We start from the raw sequence: 20,808 nt of genomic DNA, 5'->3' as shown, positions 1-20,808 counted from the left end.
CCTCCTTCTTAATTGCTTTTCATCTTGACGACAAATCTGCCATATTGAAAAATTCGGTCGAGCGATCTTTTGCGAATATCCGGCTCATCGAATTTCATCGGCTTGGCATTTGCCTCGAAGAACCAAATGTTGCCCTCTGAATCGACGCCGAGATCCATGGACATCTCCACCAGGCTCTGGCCTGAGCCGCGTTCGATCTGTTTGGCGATGAGCAGCGCGGTAGTGCGTGCCTTTACAAGTAGTTTACGCGCCGATTCTTGGCCGAATGCACTGACAAGCAGCCGCTCAGGATCATCGATGCTGCCGCCCCGGGGAACATGAGTCGTAATGCTTAGTGTTCCAGCGACCCTTGCTCCAATGCCGGAGATATCCCATTGGCCTTTTTGATTCTTTTGTACAAGCACCCTGAGATCAAAGCTTCGCTCATTAATCGAAGCCAGCTGAATGCCTTGCTGGGCGATATAGCGTTCACCAGTGCTTTCCTTCTTAATCCGGTTCCAGAGCTTCGTGATTGATCCGCAGTTGTAGGTAATGCTTTTTTTATGCGCCTGGATTTTGAGCTTGTAGGGAAACGGCTTCTCAGGCTGCAGCCTGAGCGTCATGATGCCTTTCCCTGCTTTGCCGCTTATAGGCTTCAAGTACAGAAATTTATGTTTAATCATCATTTTCCCGAGTCCTTGTCTGGACACCATCCGTCTCGTTGTTGGAATGAACGGCCTGGTGACTCTCGACTGCCGCAGCCATTTGAACAGGCTCCATTTGTTGAAGAAGGATGGATTAAACAGCGTCACCCGGGGGTTGTGGAGACAGGCGTGAATCTTGCGCCTAACCCCGGGCTGAAGCTCATCCTCTCTAAGCGGTATCCGGTTGTATATCAGATCGGGAAAAGGGAACTTCTGCCGCTGCCAGCCCTCTGTTGCTGCATCATAATGGAATCCGTTCAACTGCTTCATCGATAGCTTCAGCTGTTTCACCGTCAATACATAGACAATAAATCCATGCTCGCGTCCGGCGAGGATGATGTCGGCAAAGTTGCTGCGATTGCCGCGGAACAGCTGGAGGTCATCCTCGATGGTCAGGATGGCAAGAACGGGATTCTTGCTCTGGATTTCACCAGTTGCTGTTTCATCTTGGACTTCACATTCCATTTAGCTGTCCCCCTCGTGGAACCTGCTTAGGTACATGCAGTGATCCAGTATATGGGAGAGTGAGTCACGGCCTTGTGACCTAAGGGCGGGATGGCTGAAGATTGAACGTCCGGGCTTGGCGTTGGCTTCGAACATCCAAACCTCGCCGTCTTTGTCAATGCCGATATCGAGCCCCAGCTCGCCCAGTGTATGCGGGAAATTGCGTTCAATGGCTTGCGAGAGCTGAACGGAAACCGTTTTTGCTTTGGCCAGCATCTCGTCTGCGCGGTCTCCGAACGTTCTGCCAAGCGCCTGATCAGGTGTAAGCAGCGAGCCGCCGTTCTTGATATGAGTCGTAACGCTGCCCCGTCCTGCTTTTTTGGCGCCGATGCCTACCGGGACCCATTCATTGCTGCCATTCTTGTGCATATGAAATCGGAAGTCGATTGGACAACCGTCAATTTCGATGAGACGTACGCCTTGCTGGCTGACGTAACGGCCAAGCGCGTTGCCATGCTTTGCTTGCAGCATGCGCATTAGACTGCTGAAGTTCGTGAACCGGAGCAGCACATTCGTATTGCCTCGGCGGTAGCGGGCGAAGTAGCCCCGTTTGGGATGGTAGGTCAATCGATATATTCCGGCGCCAAGGCTGCCGGCGGTCGGCTTGTAGTAGATGAATTGATGCTTTTCGAGCATTTCCTTGATCTTCTCCGGCCTTGGATTGTTCACGGATTCCGGCAGAAATTGCAGCGCTTCGACATCTTGATCGAGCAATTTATACACATCTGATTTGTTGAAGAAGCTCCAGTTGAAGAAAGGGATTTGCTTGCGGATAAACCGTTCGCGAAGTGACATGATGGTAGCGGTGGTCTCGGCTCTTCTGCTCGGAAGCCGGTTGTAGACGACATCCGGCAGCGGCACGATTTTGCGGTACCAGCCGCTCTGGCCGTTCAGGAAATAACCGTTGATCGTTTCCTGCTGCCAATTAATATCCCTCGGGGTGAAGGCGAACAGGTAGGCTTTGCGCTCGCCCGTCTTCAGCAGCTGCCGGATATATCCCGTCCGGTTGCCGAACGGATGGCTGGAGGTGCGGGTGCTTGAATCCGTCAGCACGCCGATCAGAGGTCCGATCTGCACTTCATTGCCTTCAGCTTGCAGCAGTGAGATGCTGCCGGACTTGGGCACTCTTATCGACTGTCTGATGCCTGCGGACAAATAGAGATGATGCCCTTGACGCTGAATGGCCTTGACATTGGCGACAATCGTTTCTTTGCCGAGCTTCAAATGAACGGTTTTCTTGCCGGACAGCTTAAGCGACTTGAGGAGCGAACCCGACAAGTAGACTATCTTTTCACTGGCTGGCGAAAAATGCACATGACATGATGTCAAACTCATGGATGAACCTCCTGGACGTATCTCCTTTGGAATCGGGCAATTGCAATATTGTCGCGTTGCTGGGACAGGTTCTGAGCAGCGGTTTGAACAATCGGATAGCGGTGATTGGCGATGAGCTTGGCATAGCGCAGCGGCCGCTCTACGGCAAGACGCGCAAGCTCCGGCTCGGCTGCGAAAGCCGCTCTGCCCGGCTTGGCATTGGCCTCAAGCAGCCAGATTCGTCCATCCGGTTCTATGCCGAAGTCGAGGCCCAGCTCGGCAAATCTGCCGAACCGGCCTTCCAGGCAGTGTGCTGCATCCTCGCTTAATCGCTTTATGAGGGCCAGCAGGTCGGCGGACATTGTCCGGCCAAAGCGGGCTTCGAGCGCTTTGCTTGCCGGAAGCGGCGTACCGCCTCCATGCAGGTTGGCGGTTACGCCGCCGGGCACTCCTTCACGGAGCGCAATGCCGGTTAACGACCAGCGGCCATGCTCATCCTTCTGAATGAGCGAGCGAATATCATAAGGAGTTCCGTCATGATCGGACAGCTGCAGATAGGGCTGAACAATATAGTCTGAGAAGCCGATGAACTGACGAACAGCGTGGAGAGAAAATAGCAGGGAAATGGGTTTGTTGTGGCGAGTTCTCCCGTCCAGATACCATTCCCTGTACCCGCGGCGCAGCCGCAATGTGCCTCTTCCTTGCATGCCTGCGGATGGCTTGAAGAACAGGCCGTCAGGATACTGATCCATCAAAGCCGCAATGGAATCATTACCATCATAGCGGAAAGTTGGCGGGAGGAAGGGCTGCAGCTTGTTATCCTCCCGCATCGCGCAATAAACATCCCATTTGTTCGGAAGCTCGCCATTCAGCAGGATATAGGGGTGCTGCCGTTTTAATTCAGCAAGCGTCTGGCTTCGCCGATGACGCTGCTCTGAAGAGGTGCATAGCGATCGATCATAGATACAATCGGGATAAGCGAGATCCTTCATACACCACTGCCCATTCTCAAGTGTGTACCCAGCTATGCCTGTTCTTTCGGGATGGAAGCATGATGAAGGATCAAACACGTATACCAGCATCCCAAGCTGCTTCCCAAGTTGGCAGAGCTTGCGGCAGAAAGCATCCTCCGGCACGGCAATCGGCCCGCCGGATGGCTGCTCAAGCAGACCTGGCCGCTGACTAGCCATAATGCCAATCGTTGTATTCACTGTCTTTGATCGCATCATGCTTCAACCCTCCTTGCAAGTCGATCATCTGGATTAGCGGCTAAATGGAGCATCATATGGTCAGAAATCAGCCAAATGTCTGGCGTAACGTATCATATTGCGGACGGATGGCCGAATCTTCTGATCCTGCAAGGGAGTATTATCGTTCTTGGATGGCTTGGAGTTGACCTCCAGCAGCCAGACTCGGCCGTTGGTGTCAAGGGCCAGATCGATGCCAAGCTCGCCGAAATGAGCGGGAATGTTGGCGTCGATTCCTTTGGCGATTTCGAGCGCAGCGCGCTGGAGCCGAGCAGGCGCATCATGCCCTTGAGAGGCGGATAAGCAGGATTTCGCAACGGCTTCCCGAACGGTGCTGAGTGTTCCGCCGCGAGCCAAGTTGGATACGAAATGATGGCTGCCTGCCGTTCGGGCAACGATGGAGGTCACCGTCCATTTGCCGGTTTCATTCTTTTGCACGAGCGCCCTGAAGTCAACGGGTCTGCCATGAATGTCTATGAGCTGCAGTCCTTGCTGGATCTGATAGCGTACGGTTTTCATTTTGCCGGAGATGGTTGAGAAGAGTTTGAGCAGGCTGGGGAAATGTTGTTTGCGCGTCCCGCCGACTGTTGTATACAGGGCTTGGTAAGTTTCCTTGTCGATTCTGGAAATACGGATGATTCCTTTGCCGAGACTGCCTCGAACCGGCTTGAGGAACACCACCGGATATCTCGAGCACATTGCCTTGAGCATCGTATAATTGCGCAGAACATGGGACTCAGGCAAGTACTTTACAATGGTCGAGTCCTTGCTTAATGCTTCGAAAACCTCGGGCTTATCAAGGAACTTTTCATTGAATACAACGGTGTTATGGCGGAATTTTACCTCTTTCATAAAATGCTGAACGCTAGGTTTATTCTCCAATTTGCGTGAGGTAAGCCGGTTGTTGACGATGTCGGGCGCTGGCACTGCCGCTTTGCGCCAACCATCCGAATAGATCCAGCCCTCCAGACAATTGTAGTTGTCAGCAATCTGATTCGGTGTGAAAAAATAAACATGAGCGCCTTGTGCGGCACATGCGTCGACGAGCTCCTTGCAGAACATGGTTATGGAGCCGAAAGGCCGATCACGCACATTAGGATCGTCGCGGCTTACGAGTACCCCGATCAATGGGCCGAGTGCAAGTGTTGCAGTCGCACTGCGATATTGGATTCGCAGGGAGGTGCTGGAGTATATGCCCATCTTTCTCGCCAGACTCTGCCCGATACGCAGCCCTTCGAAGCGCTCGACCGGCATCACCTTGACAGGCTGCTTGAGCGCGCCGAATTTCAGCGTGACCGGCTGTCCATGCGGGATCTTCCATTGTTTCAAATAAGCTTCGCCGAGCATGATCGCATCATCCGGCAAGACGCCGGAGCTGATCACCTGTACGGCGACTTTCGATTTCAGCATCGCGGTTCTCCTTCCAAGCTGGAGGATGACGACGTACAGCTAACGGCCTTTAGGTGGTTTACACGAATTAATTCATCATATGAGGACATCTACCCCTTGGTGATTGACCGCTCTTGCACAAAGGTGAAGAAAATTCGGCCATCAAGCATGGAATACTGCGGTTGGACATTGTTGGCCGAAAGGTTTGTCACCCGCTCAAGACGTTGCCGTCTCTGCATTTGATAGGGGAACTGTCCAACTGCTTGCTGCAGCGGCGCTTTGCATGCAGAAGCTATAATATTTGGGCGAAAGCTGACTAGCGTTCCTGTAATGAGTGTCCGGTACCAGACCGGCGAACATGCCTGCAGGAAAGCAGCTTTTCTTTCGTTTCAGCCTGTCTGAAGATGAAATGCCTGCCAAAGTGCAGGTATTCCGTCGTATTCGCCCGATATAGGCCCAATCCGCCATAAATGCCTGCGCTTACGCAGGCATTTGCTCTCAGGGGCTTATTGTGGCCGAAATTCCTGCGCTTACGCAGGCTTCCCTCTCCCTACGAACCGGATATGTTGTAGTTAGTCACTCGCCGATCCGTTGTCAACAGCGGTTCAGCGGCAGCACGTTTGGAGCGCGTGCAGCTCCAGCGAAGTGGGGCGATACGGGGAGGGGGCGGTGGGTGTCAACGCCTGGTTGACTGCCGTACGATGAAGCCAATTGCCTGAATCGATTAGATTTTCTGCATCGATTTTTTCCCCGGTTTCGTATTCGGCATCTTAATGGTGAATGTAACCCCTCGTTCAAGGTCGGAATCCACGGTTACTTGGCCGTTATACCTGGCAGCGCGCTCTCGCACATTGGCGAGATCCAGTCTAGTATGTCCATCCGCTTTGGCGGTTTCGCCAGGCTGGAAGATTTGGTCGATCTGATCGCGTGTCAGCTGGCTTCCTCGATTCGTTACGGTAATATACAGCTCCCCGCTATGGAGATACATCTCCAGTTGAACCTCGCGCTCGGCTGGTGGCAGCATGACGGCTTCATTGAATACGTAATCGACCAGATTGCCGATCATCCGGACGAGATCGATGCTGGTGACGGAGCTGAAGGTCAGCGAGGTTGTATGAATGAGATAATCGAACCGGATCCGCTTTTCAAGCGCAATGGCGGACTTCGCTTGTATGAGCGCAGCCAGTGCAGGAGAGGGGAGCTCAACAACCGCCACATTCATCGATTCAATCTCGTTTACAACCTCCTCCGTATACGTTCGCAGCTGGTCATGCTTCTTCAAAGCGAGCATGGAATACATGACCTGCACATGGTTGGCGAAGTCATGGCGCTGTCCGCGGATGGAGGCGAACATTTTGTTCAAGTCGCCAAGATACGCTTCCTGGGATTGGTGAACCCCTTCGAGACGCGCCTGGGTGATGATCTGAATGATCTTGATGGTCATGTAAATGAAGAGAGCAATAGAGATGATAAATACAATTTGTGTGGTGAGCGTCGTGTGGAGATCATGCGGTCTAATAAAAATTCGGGAAAAAAATGCAAACAGCAAAGAGACTTGAAATATAACTAGAATGAACAATGTTAAATGCGGGACCGACTTGATATGGATAATAAATTGACGAATCTTTTTTGCTGCATAAATCTTTTTCCATTGCATAAATCCGGTTATTAGAGCCATTATGCCAATTGGAGGCCAAAAGAAAAGCATTTTAAATACCGGAATATTGTACAGCACGGCTTCATAACCGCCAAAATATTGATAGATAAAGGCATAAATAATCTCGAAAATATAAAGCAACATTATCATAAAGAGAATAATCAATATTTTTATTTTTGTTTTTAACTCTGGAAAAACCAATGAAACAAATACGAACATAGAAAATATTGCATTTAGCACATGAATCCAGTTTGGTACGATGAAAAAAAATAGATCAACATATACAGCCTGCAGGATACTGTAAATAATAATTCGCTTTCCAAAGCGTTCCGGAAAAAGTCCCAGAATGACAAAACTAAACCACATACTAACAATGTACTGCGGGATGGACATGATAAAGATCAATTGCAGTGTGTTCGAAATATAATCCGGTGGGAATGTCATAACTCAGAGGCCCCTTTATTTGGCTGGCTTTGTTTTTGCCTGCCCTGCGTTCGGTATCTTAACGGTAAACGTGATCCCTCGTTCAAGGTCGGAATCCACAGTGACAGAACCTTTATAGCTGGCAGCGCGCTCCCGCACATTGACCAGACCCAGTCCGGTATGCCCGTTTGCTTTGGACGTGTCGCCAGGCAGGTTGAATTGCGCGATCTCTTCGCGAGTCAGATGGTTTCCCCGATTCGTTACGGTAATAAACAGCTCCCCGTTATGGAGATACATCTCCAGTTGAACCTCGCGCTCGGCTGGAGGCAGCTTGACGACTTTATCGAATGCGTAATCGACAAGATTGCCGATCATCCGGACGAGATCGATGTTAGTGACAGAGCTGAAGGTCAGCGAAGTTGTATGAATGAGATAATCGAACCGGATCCGCTTCTCCAGGGCAATGGCGGACTTCGCCTGTATGAGTGCAGCCAATGCAGGAGAGGGGAGCTCAACCACCGCCACATTCATTGATTCAATCTCGTTTACAACCTCCTCGGTATACGTTCGCAGTTGGTCATGCTTCTTCAAAGCGAGCATGGAATACATGACCTGCACATGGTTGGCGAAGTCATGGCGCTGTCCGCGGATGGAGGCGAACATTTTGTTCAAGTCGCTAAGATACGCTTCCTGGGATTGGTGAACCCCTTCGAGACGCACCTGGGTGATGATCTGCATGATCTTGATGGTCATGTAAATGAAGAGCGTAATCGAGACTATAAATATGATCTGCAAAGTATGTAAATGAAACGGTTTGATGAATGTGTGACTCACAAATAACATGAATAAAAAAACTTGAACGATAACGAGTACAAAAAGCAAAAAGTATGTTTGAGAGCGAATGTGGACAGCAAAATCACGTATTCGGCGTGCGATGTGAATTTTCTTCCATTGCAGCATTCCGGTTATCAGAGCGATGAAGATATACCCTGGCCAGAAATGTAACAATTTGAACCCGATATGATTATATAATACGGCCTCGTAACCCCCGAAGAACTGTAAGAGATACAAATAAAATAAATCGTAACTCATCGTAGCGACCATCATAAAAAATATTACTAATATAATTATTTTGATCTTTAATTCGGGAAACATGACTTTAAGCAATATAAACAAAGAAAGCAATACATTAATAGCATGAGCCCAAGGGGGGATCAAGAAATAAGGAATATCAAGATAGACAGAATGAATAATGCCAAACAGTATAATGCGTTTCGCATAGCGCTCTGGAAAAAAACCAAGGCTAACGAAGCTGAACCATAAGGCTATAGTGGATTGCGGTATAGATAGTATCACGATCAATTGCAGTGTGTTCGAAATATAATCCGGTGGGAATGTCATAACTTAGAGGCCCCTTTATTTGGCTGGCTTTATTTTTGCCTGCCCTGCGTTCGGTATCTTAATCGTAAACGTGATCCCTCGTTCAAGGTCGGAATCTGCAATTACTTGGCCATTATAGCTGGCAGCACGCTCCCGTACATTGGCGAGACCCAATCCGGTATGTCCGTCCGCTATGACCATGTCGCCAGGCAGGTTGAATTGCGCGATCTCTTCGCGAGTCAGATGGTTTCCATGATTCGTTACGGTAATATACAGTTCATGGTTATGAACAAACATCTCCAGTTGAACCTCGCGCTCGGTTGGAGGCAGCTTGACGGCCTCATCGAATGCGATATCGACGAGATTGCCGATCATGCGGACGAGATCGATGTTGGTGACGGAGCTGAAGGTCAACGAAGTTGTATGCATGAGATAATCGAACCGGATCCGCTTCTCGAGCGCAATAGCGGACTTCGCCTGCACGAGCGCAGCCAGTGCGGGAGAGGGAAGCTCGACGACCGCCACGTTCATGGATTGAATCTCGTTTACAACCTCCTCCGTATACGTTCGCAACTGGTCATGCTTCTTCAAAGCGAGCATGGAATACATGACCTGCACATGATTGGCGAAGTCATGGCGCTGCCCGCGGATGGAGGCGAACGTTTTGTTCAAATCGCTGAGATAAGCCTGTTGGGATTGGTGGATCCCCTCGATACGCGCTTGGGCGATGATCTGCATAATTTTGATGGTCATGTAGATAAAAAGCATAATTGAGATAATGAATGTAACTTGCAGAGCATAAATATTAAGAGGCTTGACAAATAGATGAGCAAAGAAAGCCATAAAAATCAATATTTGCAACATAGATAATGTAAATAGCATGAAAAAAGGCTTTGATCTCATATGAATAACGAAATCACGCAATTGACGTGCAAAATAGATTTTTTTCCATTGCATAAACCCGATAAGGAGCGCGAAGACGATAAAGCCAGGCCAGAATAGCAATATTTTAAAAGGTATTGGGTTGTCTAAGGCAGACTGTGCCCCTCCAAAAAAAGGTATAATGAATCCATATATGACTTCATAGCCCATTGAGGAGATCACTATGAAACACAGAGTTATTATTTTTAACTTGAACTTGATTTCGGGAAAAATGAATCGAATACATATAAAAGCTGAGAGTATATGATTGATTAGGGTAGCTCCAACAGGCAGAAAGAAAAATACAATATCGATATAGAGAGCGTGTATGACGCTGTAGATCAAGATTCTCTTCACATAACGTTCCGGGAAAAATCCCATAATGACGAAGCTGAACCACATGCCAAGGATATCTTGCGGCAAGGAAAGTATAAAAAATAATTGCAGCGTGTCTGAAATATAATCCGGCGGGAATGTCATAACTCAGAGGCCCCTTTATTTGGCTGGCTTTGTTTTTGCCTGCCCTGCATTCGGTATCTTGATCGTAAACGTAATTCCTCGTTCAAGGTCGGAATCCACAGTGACGGAACCGTTATAGCTGGCAGCGCGCTCCTGCACATTGGCGAGACCCAATCCGGTATGTACGTCCGCTTTGGCGGTTTCGCCAGGCAGGTTGAATTGCGCGATCTCTTCGCGAGTCAGATGGTTCCCGCGATTCGTTACGGTAATATACAGTTCCCGGTTATGAACAAACATCTCCAGTTGAACCTCGCGCTCGGCTGGAGGCAGCTTGACGGCCTCATCAAATGCGTAATCGGCCAGATTGCCGATCATCCGGACGAGATCGATGTTAGTGACAGAGCTGAAGGTCAGCGAAGTTGTATGAATGAGATAATCGAAGCGGATCCGCTTCTCAAGAGCAATGGCGGATTTCGCCTGTATCAGTGCAGCCAGTGCGGGAGAGGGAAGCTCAACAACCGCCACATTCATCGATTGTATCTCGCTTACAACCTCCTCCGTATACGTTCGCAGCTGGTCATGCTTCTTCAAAGCGAGCATAGCGTACATGACCTGTACATGGTTGGCGAAGTCATGACGCTGCCCGCGGATAGAGGCGAACATTTTGTTCAAGTCGCCAAGATAGGCCTCCTGGGATTGATGGATCCCCTCAAGACGCGCCTGAGCGATGATCTGTACAATCTTGATGGTGATGAGAAGGAAGATTGCAATGGACACGATGTACATCATTTGCAGAAATTGAATAGGAAGCGGCTTAATAAACACATCGGATAAGATAAGCATATACAGCAGTAACTGCAAGAAAATTAGCGCAACCAGCGTGGTGTACGGTTTGGAGCGAATATGAACGACAAGGTTGCGTATCTGGCGCGCCAGATACATTTTTTTGTGCTGCAAAAATAAAGTGATAAGTGCAACGGCAAGGAATCCTGGCCAGAAGAGTGCTATCTTGAAAGGAACGGTGTTATAGAGTACATGCTCATAACCGCCGAAGTGCAAAGAGATATAAGCATAAACCATGTCGAAGATTACGGAGACTGCCATCATAAAAAAAATAATTAATAACCGCATCTTAATTTTTGCTTCGGGGAACAGGAAGGCCAGGAATATGAAGATAGAAGTTTGTGAATGCAGCATATAAGCCCACGAAGGAAGCAGAAAGAAGTTGCCGACGATATAAATGGATTGTACGATGCTATAGACAATAATGCGCTTGGCGTAGCGTTCCGGGAAGAAGCCGAGGCAAACAAAGCTGAACCACAATGATGTTGCGGCCTGCGGGATGGACATAATAAACAGCAGCTGCAGTGTGTTCGAAATATAATCCGGCGGAAAAGTCATGAGGAAAGCCCCTTCGTCAATTAAGCCTGCTTGGTTTTTACCTGCTTGCTATTCGGTATCTGAATCGTAAACGTGATCCCTCGTGCAAGGTCTGAATCCACGGTTACTTGACCATTGTAGCTGGCAGCGCGTTCCCGCACATTGGCCAGACCCAGTCCACAATGTCCATCCGCTTTGGTCGTGAAGCCAGGCTGGAAGATCTGTTCGATCTCTTCGCTGGTCAGATGCTTCCCCCGGTTCGTTACCGTAATATACAGCTCCTGGTTATGGATATACATCTCGAGTTGAACCTCGCGCTCGGCTGAAGGCAGCTTGACGACCTCATCGAATGCGTTATCGACCAGATTGCCGATCATGCGGACGAGATCGATGCTGGTGACAGAGCTGAAGGTCAAGGACGTTGTATGAATGAGATAATCGAATCGGATCCGCTTCTCAAGTGCAATGGCGGCCTTCGCCTGTACGAGCGCAGCCAGCGCGGGTGAAGGCAGATCAACGATGGCCACGTTCATCGATTGAATCTCGTTGACGACCTTCTCCATATACGCCCTGAGCTGGTCATATTTTTTAAGAATAAGCATGGAATACATGACCTGCACATGGTTGGCAAAGTCGTGGCGCTGCCCGCGGATGGAGGCGAACATTTTGTTCAAGTCGTTAATACAGGCTTCCTGGGACTGGTAGATCCCGTCAAGCCGCGCTTGCGCAATGATCTGCATGATTTTGACGGTCATGAAAATAAAGAGCGCGATCGACAAGATGAACATGATCTGCAAAGTATTGATTTGCAGCGGTTTAATGAACGTATGGGAGAAAAATATGAAGAACAGAAATACTTGCAAAAAAACGAGCGAGAACAGCATAATATAAGGCCTGGATCGAATATGGACAGCCAAATCCCGGATTTGGCGCGCGATATGAATGTGCTTCCATTGCATGAAACCGGTTACAAGTGCGGTGCAGAGGAATCCCGGCCAGAACACAGTTAGTTTGAATAAAATGGTGTTGTGCAATACGTTCTCATATCCGCCGAGGAATGAGCTGAGATAAACATAGGTCAGATCGAAGGCGCTGGCGACGACCATCATGAAAAAAATGACCAGAATTCTAAGCTTGATTTTTGTCTCGGGGAAGATGAAAGAAAAGAACAAGAAAGTAGACGCTATCGAATTTATGATATGAGCCCATGTAGGGAGCAGGAAGAAAAGACTGGCAACATAAGTGGATTGCAGGATGCTGTAGATGATCATCCGCTTGGCATAGCGTTCCGGGAAAAATTCCAGACAAACAAAGCTGAACCACAGGGAAGTCAACGTCTGAGGAATGGATATAAGCAACAATAATTGCAGCGTGTTCGAAACATAAGTCATAAGTAAAACCCCTTCATCAATTAAGCCTGCTTGGCTTTTGTCTGTTTTGTATTCGGTATCTTAATGGTAAACGTGACCCCTCGTTCAAGGTCGGAATCTACGGTTACTTGGCCGTTATAGCTGGCAGCACGCTCCCGTACGTTCGCGAGACCCAGTCCGGTATGTCCATCTGCTTTGGTAGTGAAGCCAGGCCGAAAGATCTGCTCGATGGCTTCGCTGGTCAGAATGATTCCCCGATTGGTTACTGTAATATAAAGCTCTTCTTTATGGATATACATCTCCAGCTGCACCTCCCGCTCAGCGGGAGGCAGCTTAACAACCTCATCAAATGCATTATCGACAAGATTGCCGATGATCCGCACGAGATCAATGCTGGTGACGGAGCTGAAGGTTAAGGAGGCCGAATGAATGAGATAATCGAACCGGATTTTCTTCTCAAGAGCAATGGCTGTTTTCGCTTGAATGAGCGCAGCGAGCGCGGGAGAGGGAAGCTCGACGATTGCTACATTCATGGACTGTATCTCTTCCACGACCTCTTGCATGTACGTTCTGAGCTGGTCGTATTTGTTAAGGGAAAGCATGGAATACATGACCTGCACATGGTTGGCAAAATCATGTCGCTGCCCGCGGATGGAGGCGAACATTTTGTTCAGATCGCTAATGTACATCTCCTGAGATTTATAACTCCCCTCAATACGCAGCTTGACGATGATCTGCATGATTTTGATAGCCATATAGATGAAGAGGCCAAAAATGATTATAAATGCAACCTGCAGCATAGGAATGGGGAACTGTTGGAAAAATAAATGAGCAAAAAACAGCATGAAAAGAATGACTTGAACAATAAGGAGTATAAACAGGAAGAAATACGGCACTGACTTTATATGAATAATAAACTGGCGAATCTGTTTCGCAGCATGGATTTTTTTCCATTGCAGGAATCCGGTGATGAGGGCAATCAAGCAAATACCGGGCCAGACTATTGATATTGTGAATGCTGGATAATTGTAGCGAACCGCATCGTAACCTCCGAAGTATTGCGAGATATAACTATAAAATACTTCGAAGCTCGCACAAACGATCATCATAAAGAAGATCACCAAAATTCGCAGCTTTATTTTAAATTCCGGGAAAATGAATGAAATAAAAACGAACATGGACAGCAATCCGTTGATGGCATGAATCCAGGTCGTGATCATCAGAAAAGGAATCGCGACATAGATAGATTGCAGAATGCTGTAGATCACAATGCGTCTGCCGTAGTTCTTGGGGAATAGCCCCATGCAAACAAAGCTGAACCACATTGCTACCAATGTCTGTGGAATATTTATAATAAATACAAGCTGAAGGGTTTTCGAAAAGTAATCTGGCGGTAACGTCATAATTTGGTACTGTCCCCTTTTAACGAATGATGCTTATGCGTTTAAGTTGATAGCTATTGTTAGTTGTCTATGTATCTCTCTACTCTCTAATTTACTTGTTTTCTGCTAAAATGGGAATATGAAAAGCAGCATTATGTATGAGTATTGGGGGAGTTTGAGTGACTTTAGGCCCACAAGGCTTTGACGCGCCAACAAAACACGAGCGTTTGATGCTATATATTGGAAAGCTTGGAATTGGAACGAAAATATCGGTCAGAACAATGGCGGAGGAGCTCGGAGTTAGTGAAGGCACCGCCTACAAAGCAATTAAAGAAGCGGAGACGCTAGGACTTGTCACGACGAAAGAAAGAATCGGTACTGTGCGGATCGAGCGGAAGAAGAGGGGCTCGCTGGATCGTCTGACCTTTGCCGAGGTTGCGGACATTGTAGAAGGCCAGCTATTCGGAGGAGCGGCGGGACTGGATAAGACTCTTCACAAGTTCGTCATTGGAGCGATGGAGCTTGATGCGATGGTCCGCTATATCGATGCAGGCAGCCTGCTTATTGTCGGCAACCGTGAAAAAGCCCACCGATGCGCCATCGAGCAAGGAGCAGGGGTACTTATAACGGGCGGCTTCGGCACAAGCGATGAAGTGAAGAAGCTGGCGGATGATCATGGGCTGCCGATCATTTCCTCCAAGCATGATACGTTTACCGTCGCTTCCATGATAAACAGAGCCATGTTCGACCGCTTGATCAAGCAGAAAATTGTGCTTGTCGAGGATATTGTCACCTACAGCCGTCCGGTTGAGACGATGCGTCTGGGTGAGACCGCCGCCGAATTTCATGAATTGTCCGGACGTACCGGGGGCTCGCGATTCCCTGTACTTGACGACCGCAGGCGGGTAGTCGGAATGATGACGGCCAAGGATGCCGAGGGTGCTTCTCCGGCCCAGCTTGTGGACAAGCTGATGTCCCGCCATCCCATTACGGCTGCGCCCAACATTCCCATCGCATCCGCTGCTCTTACGATGGCGGCGGAAGGGATTGACCTGCTGCCAATTGTGGACAAGAACAGGAAGCTCCTTGCCGCGCTCAGCCGCAGCGAAGTGCTGGAGGCTATGCGTTATACGGGCAAGCAGCTGGAGTCTGGCGATACATTCGACGATCTGATAAGCGCCGGGTTCGAGAAGATTGGCGGTGATCCGGGGGGAGCGTGGATCTACAGAGGGCGGATAACGCCGCAGATGTCCGGCTCGTTAGGCACGATATCCGAGGGCGTTCTTGTTACGCTGATGACGCAAGCCATGCATGGGCTTGTAAGGGAGCTCGGCAAACGGGATCCTGTTGTCGAAAGCATGACAACATACTTTGTCCGGCATGTCCAGCTCGACAGTATCGTTACCATAAAGCCCAAGCTGCTCGAAATGAGCCGCAAAAACGTCAAGCTGGAGATCGAGCTGGAGGATCAGAGCGGGCTGGCCGCCAAAGCGATGCTGACGGCGCAGCTGATTGATCCCTTCTGATGGCGCTCCCGTCAGGGCTTCATCGCGTTGTAGACGCTGTGATTGCGCAGCCCGGCAAACAGGTTGAACAAACCGATCAGCAGAAACAATGATCCGATGATCACTTTTATTGTAGAGCCGCTGTAAGCCAGCATGAAGAAGATAGCGATAAGCAGAAGCATAATTCCCATGCTCATATTCAATCGTGCAGCATACAAGCCGCGCAACCGGACATCATGTTGGCGACGCGCTTTAAGGCTGAAAAATACAGAGAGCAGGGATGTAAAGCAGATCCCGATAACAATAATCCAGTGCAGGGCAGTAACCATAATTGGACGTGCAGCTCCTTATTATTTCGTTGCGTACCTCAATATTGTAACAGAAAGACAGTGAATTGGCGAAATCAGTCATGGATGCTGCAAGCCCGCAAGGAGGCGGCTCCGCTAACCGGGCGGACGTTCGTACAATTTGGCTTTAAACCAGACGCGGAGCACATTATCGACGATCAGCATCGTTTTGATCTCTACCGTGTACTCCTTGCTGCCTGCCTCATATATTTTTCTGTTCAGAAGAAGTCTGGCCAGCTCTGCATTGGAATCAATATCATAAATGCTCGTTCCGATGAATACATTCAGATCTTTCTTTAATCTCCGTTTCAGCTCCGCCTTGGTCAACTCATCCACATTCTTCTTAATCACTCCGTCTTCCCTGGTTTCGAGCAAGATCGGCAGCACATTGTGAATGATAGAATGCTGGTTCCTGTATTGTGTCAATTTATGAATTCGGTCCTCATAGTCTGCCAGCTTGTCCTCAAGCTCGGAATTGGTGCTGCGGAGCGCATTGAAGTTCATCAGAAAGATGGCATGATAGACCATAGCTCCGATCAGCGCTCCTATCAAGGCAACAGCGGCGGCCTGTGTGAAGGATGTGTAGCGGTCAAAGGGGGGCACTCTCATCGTCAGACTGCTCCCTTGCAGAGCCAGCGAATAAGCTCGGTTCCCATGTGAGCGCCAAGAAAAGCGCATGCAATATACCCGATCTGCAGGGCGACCGGATGCAGATGGCCCTCCAGCATGTTGCTCTCAATCACTCTTAGCGGATCGATCGTGCCGCCGACGGCAGCGACGACTGCCCATATTTTGAGCCTTGATGCGGTTTCAAGCATAACAACAGCAGGGGTGGTCAGCACGAACACAGAACCAATGCCTGCTAGCATAGATCCACCGAAGACAACTCCGAAGGCGATGAAGAAGTCGATTGCCGATTTTTGCATAAAGGAATCCATAAGGGTCACCCGCTTTATAAATTCGAAGAGCTACTTGTCCCTTTCATTCTATGGGCTAGGAGAGGGCAATATGATAAACTGGTTAAAACGGACGTTTCGATTGAAAGAAGGAATGTGTAGTGATGAGCGGGGGCAGTGAATTCGTGCATTTGCACGTTCATAGTGAATATAGTTTGCTCGACGGTGCGGTACGCATCCGCGATCTGGTGGCGCGGGCAGCAGAGCTTGGGATGAAGGCGCTGGCGCTTACGGATCATGGTGTTATGTACGGTGCCATTCCTTTCTATAAAGCATGCCTGGAACGGGGAATAAATCCTGTTATCGGCTGTGAAGCCTACTTGACGACGGGCTCGCGATTCGAGAAAGGCACCCGCAAGGATAATCCGACCTATCATCTGATTCTGCTTGCCCGCAACGAGACTGGTTATCGCAATCTGATGAAGCTGTGCTCTATCGGCCATTTGGAAGGCTTTCATTACAAGCCGCGCATCGATATGGAATCGTTAGCTGCGCATGCGGAAGGGCTTATATGTCTCAGCTCCTGCCTGGGGGGCGAAGTATCGCAGCATCTGCTCCACGACCGGATGGAGGAGGCGCGGCGGGCGGCGCTTCGCTACTATGATATATTTGGCGAGGACTTCTATCTGGAGCTTCAGGATCACGGGCTGCTTGAGCAGAAGAAGGTTATGCTGGCGATGATCCAGCTTTCCCGCGAGACGGGAATCCCCCTTGTCGCAACCAATGATGTCCACTATATGAAGGAATCCGATGCCGCCGTGCAGGATGTGCTGATCTGCATCGGCACCGGCAAGACGGTGGAGGACAGTGATCGTCTGAAGATGGGCACGGACCAGATGTATCTCAAGAGTCCGGAGGAGATGGCCCTCTTGTTCAGGCATGTGCCTGAAGCAGTTGCGAGAACGGTCGAGATCGCGGCCAAATGCAAGCTGGAGCTGACCTTCGGGCGGGCGATGCTGCCCTCCTTCCATCCCATACCGAATGAAATGACTTCGGCCTCTTATTTGGCGAGATTGTGCCGTGAAGGGCTGGAGAGCCGCTATGCGGGGGGAGCCGAGTGGAGTGCGGACCCTGCTTTTAAGGCGAAGGCCGTTCAGCGTCTGGAGTATGAGCTCTCTGTGATCGACAGCATGGGGTTTAGCGATTATTTTCTTATTGTGTGGGACTTTATCCGGTTTGCTCATGAGAGCGGCATCCGCACGGGACCCGGGCGGGGTTCCTCTGCAGGCAGCCTGGTCGCCTACACGCTTCATATTACGGATGTCGATCCGCTCAAATATAAGCTGTTGTTCGAACGGTTCCTCAATCCAGAGCGGATCACGATGCCGGATATCGATATTGATTTCAATGATGAGCGTCGTGATGAGGTCATCAGTTATGTATTGGCCAAATACGGCGAGGAGCATGTTGCTCAAATTATTACGTTCGGAACGATGGCGGCCAAGGCGGCGGTAAGGGATGTCGGACGGGCGATGGCAGTGCCCTTCGCTGAGGTGGATCGGGCGGCGAAGCTCATTCCGCATCAGCTTGGCATCACGCTTGAGGAAGCGCTGCGGATAAGCCCTGAGCTGCGTGACGCCTGCGAGCGCCAGCCCCGCACGGACGGCATGTTTAAGATGGCATTGAAGGTGGAGGGAATGCCCCGCCATGTTTCCACTCATGCAGCCGGCGTTGTCATCTCCGGTGAGCCGCTGACGCATTATGTCCCGCTGCAGGAGGGCACGGAGAGCACGCCGCTTACGCAATATTCCATGGAGCATCTGGAGGCCGTAGGTCTGCTTAAGATGGATTTTCTCGGCCTGCGTACGCTGTCGATACTGGAGCGGACGGTAAACTGGGTGAAGCGGCAGCATGGCATTACGATTGATTTCCGCCATATTGAAGACGATGACCCTGCTACGTATGCGATGTTGGCGCGGGGTGAGACGACCGGAATTTTTCAATTGGAGTCCGCCGGGGTCCGCCGGGTGCTGCGGGAGCTGAAGCCGACTGGCTTCGAGGATATTATTTCCGTAGTCGCACTGTACAGGCCGGGACCGATGGAATTTATCCCTAAATATATACAGGGCAAGCACGGGACAGTGGGGATTGAATATCCGCATCCGTCTCTGGAGCCGATTCTATCAGACACCTATGGCATTATTGTATATCAGGAGCAAATCATGCAGATTGCCTCTTCCATGGCAGGCTTCTCGCTTGGTGAAGCAGACTTGCTGCGCCGCGCAGTATCGAAGAAGAAGCGCGAGGTGCTGGATGAGCAGCGTGCGCATTTTGTAGAGGGCAGCTTGAAGCAGGGTTATTCCGCTGACGAAGCGAATTATGTCTATGACATGATCGTTCGTTTTGCGGATTATGGGTTTCCGCGTGCGCATGCCGCTGCATATGGCGTGCTTGCTTTTCAGACGGCGTGGCTGAAGGCGAATCATCCTGTTCCTTTCATGGCGTCCATGCTCGCTTCTGTAACAGGCAATCAGTGGAAGACTGCGGAATTCGTTGATGAATGCCGCCGCATGGGCATCGATGTGCTTCCGCCGGATGTCAATGAAAGCGATGTGACTTTCACGCCAGTGGACGGAGCGGTTCGATTCGGGCTTGCAGCTATCAAGAATGTCGGCACACAGGCTATCGAATCGCTGCTGAAGGAGCGTGCCGAGCGGCCGTTTGACAGCCTGCTTGATCTTTGCCGCCGCGTTGATCTGCGCGTTGTGAACAAGCGGGTGCTGGAATCGCTGGTCCAGGCCGGAGCTTGTGATACATTGGCCGAGCATCGGGCACAGCTTGTCGCTGTTCTGGAGGAGACGGTGGAGGCGGCGTTGAAGTGGCGCAAGGAGCGCGAGGAGCTGCAGATCGAGATGTTCGGATTCGATGAAGTGCAGAACTGGGACATTGCGGTGCCGGATGTGAAGCCGTATACGACCGGACAACTGTTGGCGCTGGAGCGGGATCTGCTCGGGCTCTATCTGTCCGGCCATCCGCTGGATGACTATGAGGAGTCCCTGAGCGAGCTGCCGCTTGACCGGCTGGTCGAGCTGGGCGAAGCTCCGGAAGGCGGCTTGGCGATAGTCGCAGGCATGATTGTAGCAGCGAAGCCTTTCACGACGCGCAAAGGGCAGGGGATGGCGTTCCTCGAGGTCGAGGATCGCATCATGCGCGTCGAAGCGGTCGCGTTTCCGACCGTTTGGAAGCGGCATGCTGCGCTGCTGGAACCGGGCAGTCTCGCCATCCTTCTGGCGAAGGTGCAGCACCAGGACGACGACTTCAAGCTGCTGGTCGAGGACGTCGTCCCGCTTGGCCGTCCGGAGCTGGACCTTGCGTCACAGGTCCGGCGGCTGGAGCAGGCTCGCGCACGAACTGCGCGAGCAGGGGCGCCGACTGCGCCGGCGGCAGCGCAAGTGCCCGCAGAGGCGGTGCGCCAGCAGAGCGGCGCTGGAGGGCCCGCGGCAGGCGAGCGCCGGCAGGGCGATGCGCCGCAGCCGCAGCGCCGCGCTGAGGGGGGCGCAGCAGGGCGCCGAGCATCGGCTGCGCCTGAGCTGGCAGCGAAGCCGAGGCCGCAGCAGCGGCTCTACATCAAGATCGCTGCTGAACGAGAGGAGCCGCATGCTTTGGAGCAGTTGAAGTCGCTGCTCACCAGCCGTTCAGGCCCGCTGGAGACAGCGCTTTTCTATGAGAGCAAGCAGAAGACAGTAGCGCTTAGTGACGCTTTTCGCGTAAAGCCATCACCAGAGCTCATTTTGCAAATTGAATCGCTGTTTGGCAAAGGGTCAGCAGTTGTGAAATAACGGCTTATTTATTCATCCTGTGAAAATAGCCAGCTAATACATGCACATGTTGCACCTTGCCGGCATACATTAGGAGACACGGAGCTCTGCGCTGATGCCGCTGACGCGGCTA

The 20,808-nt window shown here is 50.5% G+C and carries 15 protein-coding genes; 2 read left to right on the top strand and 13 right to left on the bottom strand.

Annotation, left to right across the window (positions count from 1 at the left end; genetic code table 11):
• Positions 1-8: 8 nt before the first annotated feature.
• The 10 genes from K0T92_RS20210 to K0T92_RS20165 form a co-directional block, all read right to left on the bottom strand.
• Positions 9-1,148 (bottom strand): YheC/YheD family endospore coat-associated protein, encoded by a 1,140-nt coding sequence (locus K0T92_RS20210; protein ID WP_219874293.1) that lies wholly within the window; start codon positions 1,146-1,148, stop codon positions 9-11.
• The gene (locus tag K0T92_RS20205) at positions 1,149-2,522 is read right to left on the bottom strand and encodes a YheC/YheD family endospore coat-associated protein (protein ID WP_219874292.1); all 1,374 of its coding nucleotides are present in this window, start codon (positions 2,520-2,522) and stop codon (positions 1,149-1,151) included.
• Complete coding sequence (locus tag K0T92_RS20200; protein ID WP_219874291.1) at positions 2,519-3,730, bottom strand: YheC/YheD family endospore coat-associated protein; 1,212 nt, start codon at positions 3,728-3,730, stop codon at positions 2,519-2,521. The genes K0T92_RS20205 and K0T92_RS20200 overlap by 4 nt, the downstream gene beginning before the upstream one ends.
• A 60-nt stretch (positions 3,731-3,790) precedes the next feature.
• Positions 3,791-5,158 carry a YheC/YheD family endospore coat-associated protein gene (locus K0T92_RS20195; RefSeq protein ID WP_219874290.1) on the bottom strand — a complete coding sequence of 456 codons (1,368 nt, stop codon included), beginning with the start codon at positions 5,156-5,158 and terminating at the stop codon, positions 3,791-3,793.
• A gap of 703 nt (positions 5,159-5,861) precedes the next feature.
• Entirely contained in the window at positions 5,862-6,944 is a 1,083-nt protein-coding gene (locus tag K0T92_RS20190) for a sensor histidine kinase (protein ID WP_219874289.1), read from the bottom strand.
• Between the two features lie 309 nt (positions 6,945-7,253).
• On the bottom strand, positions 7,254-7,970 hold the full coding sequence (locus K0T92_RS20185; RefSeq protein WP_219874288.1) for a sensor histidine kinase: 717 nt from the start codon (positions 7,968-7,970) through the stop codon (positions 7,254-7,256).
• A gap of 663 nt (positions 7,971-8,633) precedes the next feature.
• Complete coding sequence (locus tag K0T92_RS20180) at positions 8,634-9,350, bottom strand: sensor histidine kinase (protein WP_219874287.1); 717 nt, start codon at positions 9,348-9,350, stop codon at positions 8,634-8,636.
• Between the two features lie 663 nt (positions 9,351-10,013).
• Entirely contained in the window at positions 10,014-11,378 is a 1,365-nt protein-coding gene (locus K0T92_RS20175; RefSeq protein WP_219874286.1) for a sensor histidine kinase, read from the bottom strand.
• A 20-nt stretch (positions 11,379-11,398) separates the two neighbouring features.
• Entirely contained in the window at positions 11,399-12,748 is a 1,350-nt protein-coding gene (locus K0T92_RS20170) for a sensor histidine kinase (protein WP_219874285.1), read from the bottom strand.
• Positions 12,749-12,768: 20 nt separating this feature from the next.
• Entirely contained in the window at positions 12,769-14,130 is a 1,362-nt protein-coding gene (locus K0T92_RS20165) for a sensor histidine kinase (RefSeq protein WP_219874284.1), read from the bottom strand.
• 209 nt (positions 14,131-14,339) lie between these two features.
• Between K0T92_RS20165 and K0T92_RS20160 the strand changes: the two genes are divergently transcribed.
• Positions 14,340-15,635: a DRTGG domain-containing protein gene (locus K0T92_RS20160; protein ID WP_219874330.1), complete on the top strand. Its 1,296-nt coding sequence runs from the start codon at positions 14,340-14,342 to the stop codon at positions 15,633-15,635.
• A gap of 11 nt (positions 15,636-15,646) precedes the next feature.
• Here the strand turns inward: K0T92_RS20160 and K0T92_RS20155 are convergent, their stop codons facing one another.
• The 3 genes from K0T92_RS20155 to K0T92_RS20145 form a co-directional block, all read right to left on the bottom strand.
• Positions 15,647-15,943: a YtpI family protein gene (locus K0T92_RS20155; RefSeq protein WP_219874283.1), complete on the bottom strand. Its 297-nt coding sequence runs from the start codon at positions 15,941-15,943 to the stop codon at positions 15,647-15,649.
• A gap of 114 nt (positions 15,944-16,057) precedes the next feature.
• Positions 16,058-16,570 (bottom strand): sporulation membrane protein YtrI, encoded by a 513-nt coding sequence (locus K0T92_RS20150; RefSeq protein WP_219874282.1) that lies wholly within the window; start codon positions 16,568-16,570, stop codon positions 16,058-16,060.
• Between the two features lie 2 nt (positions 16,571-16,572).
• A complete protein-coding gene (locus K0T92_RS20145; protein WP_219874281.1) occupies positions 16,573-16,899 on the bottom strand; it encodes a YtrH family sporulation protein in 327 nt (108 codons plus the stop codon).
• A 122-nt stretch (positions 16,900-17,021) separates the two neighbouring features.
• On the opposite strand from K0T92_RS20145, the gene K0T92_RS20140 reads away from it, so the two are divergent.
• Positions 17,022-20,696 (top strand): DNA polymerase III subunit alpha, encoded by a 3,675-nt coding sequence (locus tag K0T92_RS20140; protein WP_219874329.1) that lies wholly within the window; start codon positions 17,022-17,024, stop codon positions 20,694-20,696.
• The last annotated feature ends 112 nt before the right edge of the window (positions 20,697-20,808 follow it).

It is taken from the genome of Paenibacillus oenotherae (genome assembly GCF_019443105.1).
Taxonomy (GTDB): Bacteria; Bacillota; Bacilli; order Paenibacillales; family Paenibacillaceae; genus Paenibacillus_Z; species Paenibacillus_Z oenotherae.
Note: the sequence above shows the minus strand (reverse complement) of the source record. Positions and strands in the feature narration are given on the sequence as shown.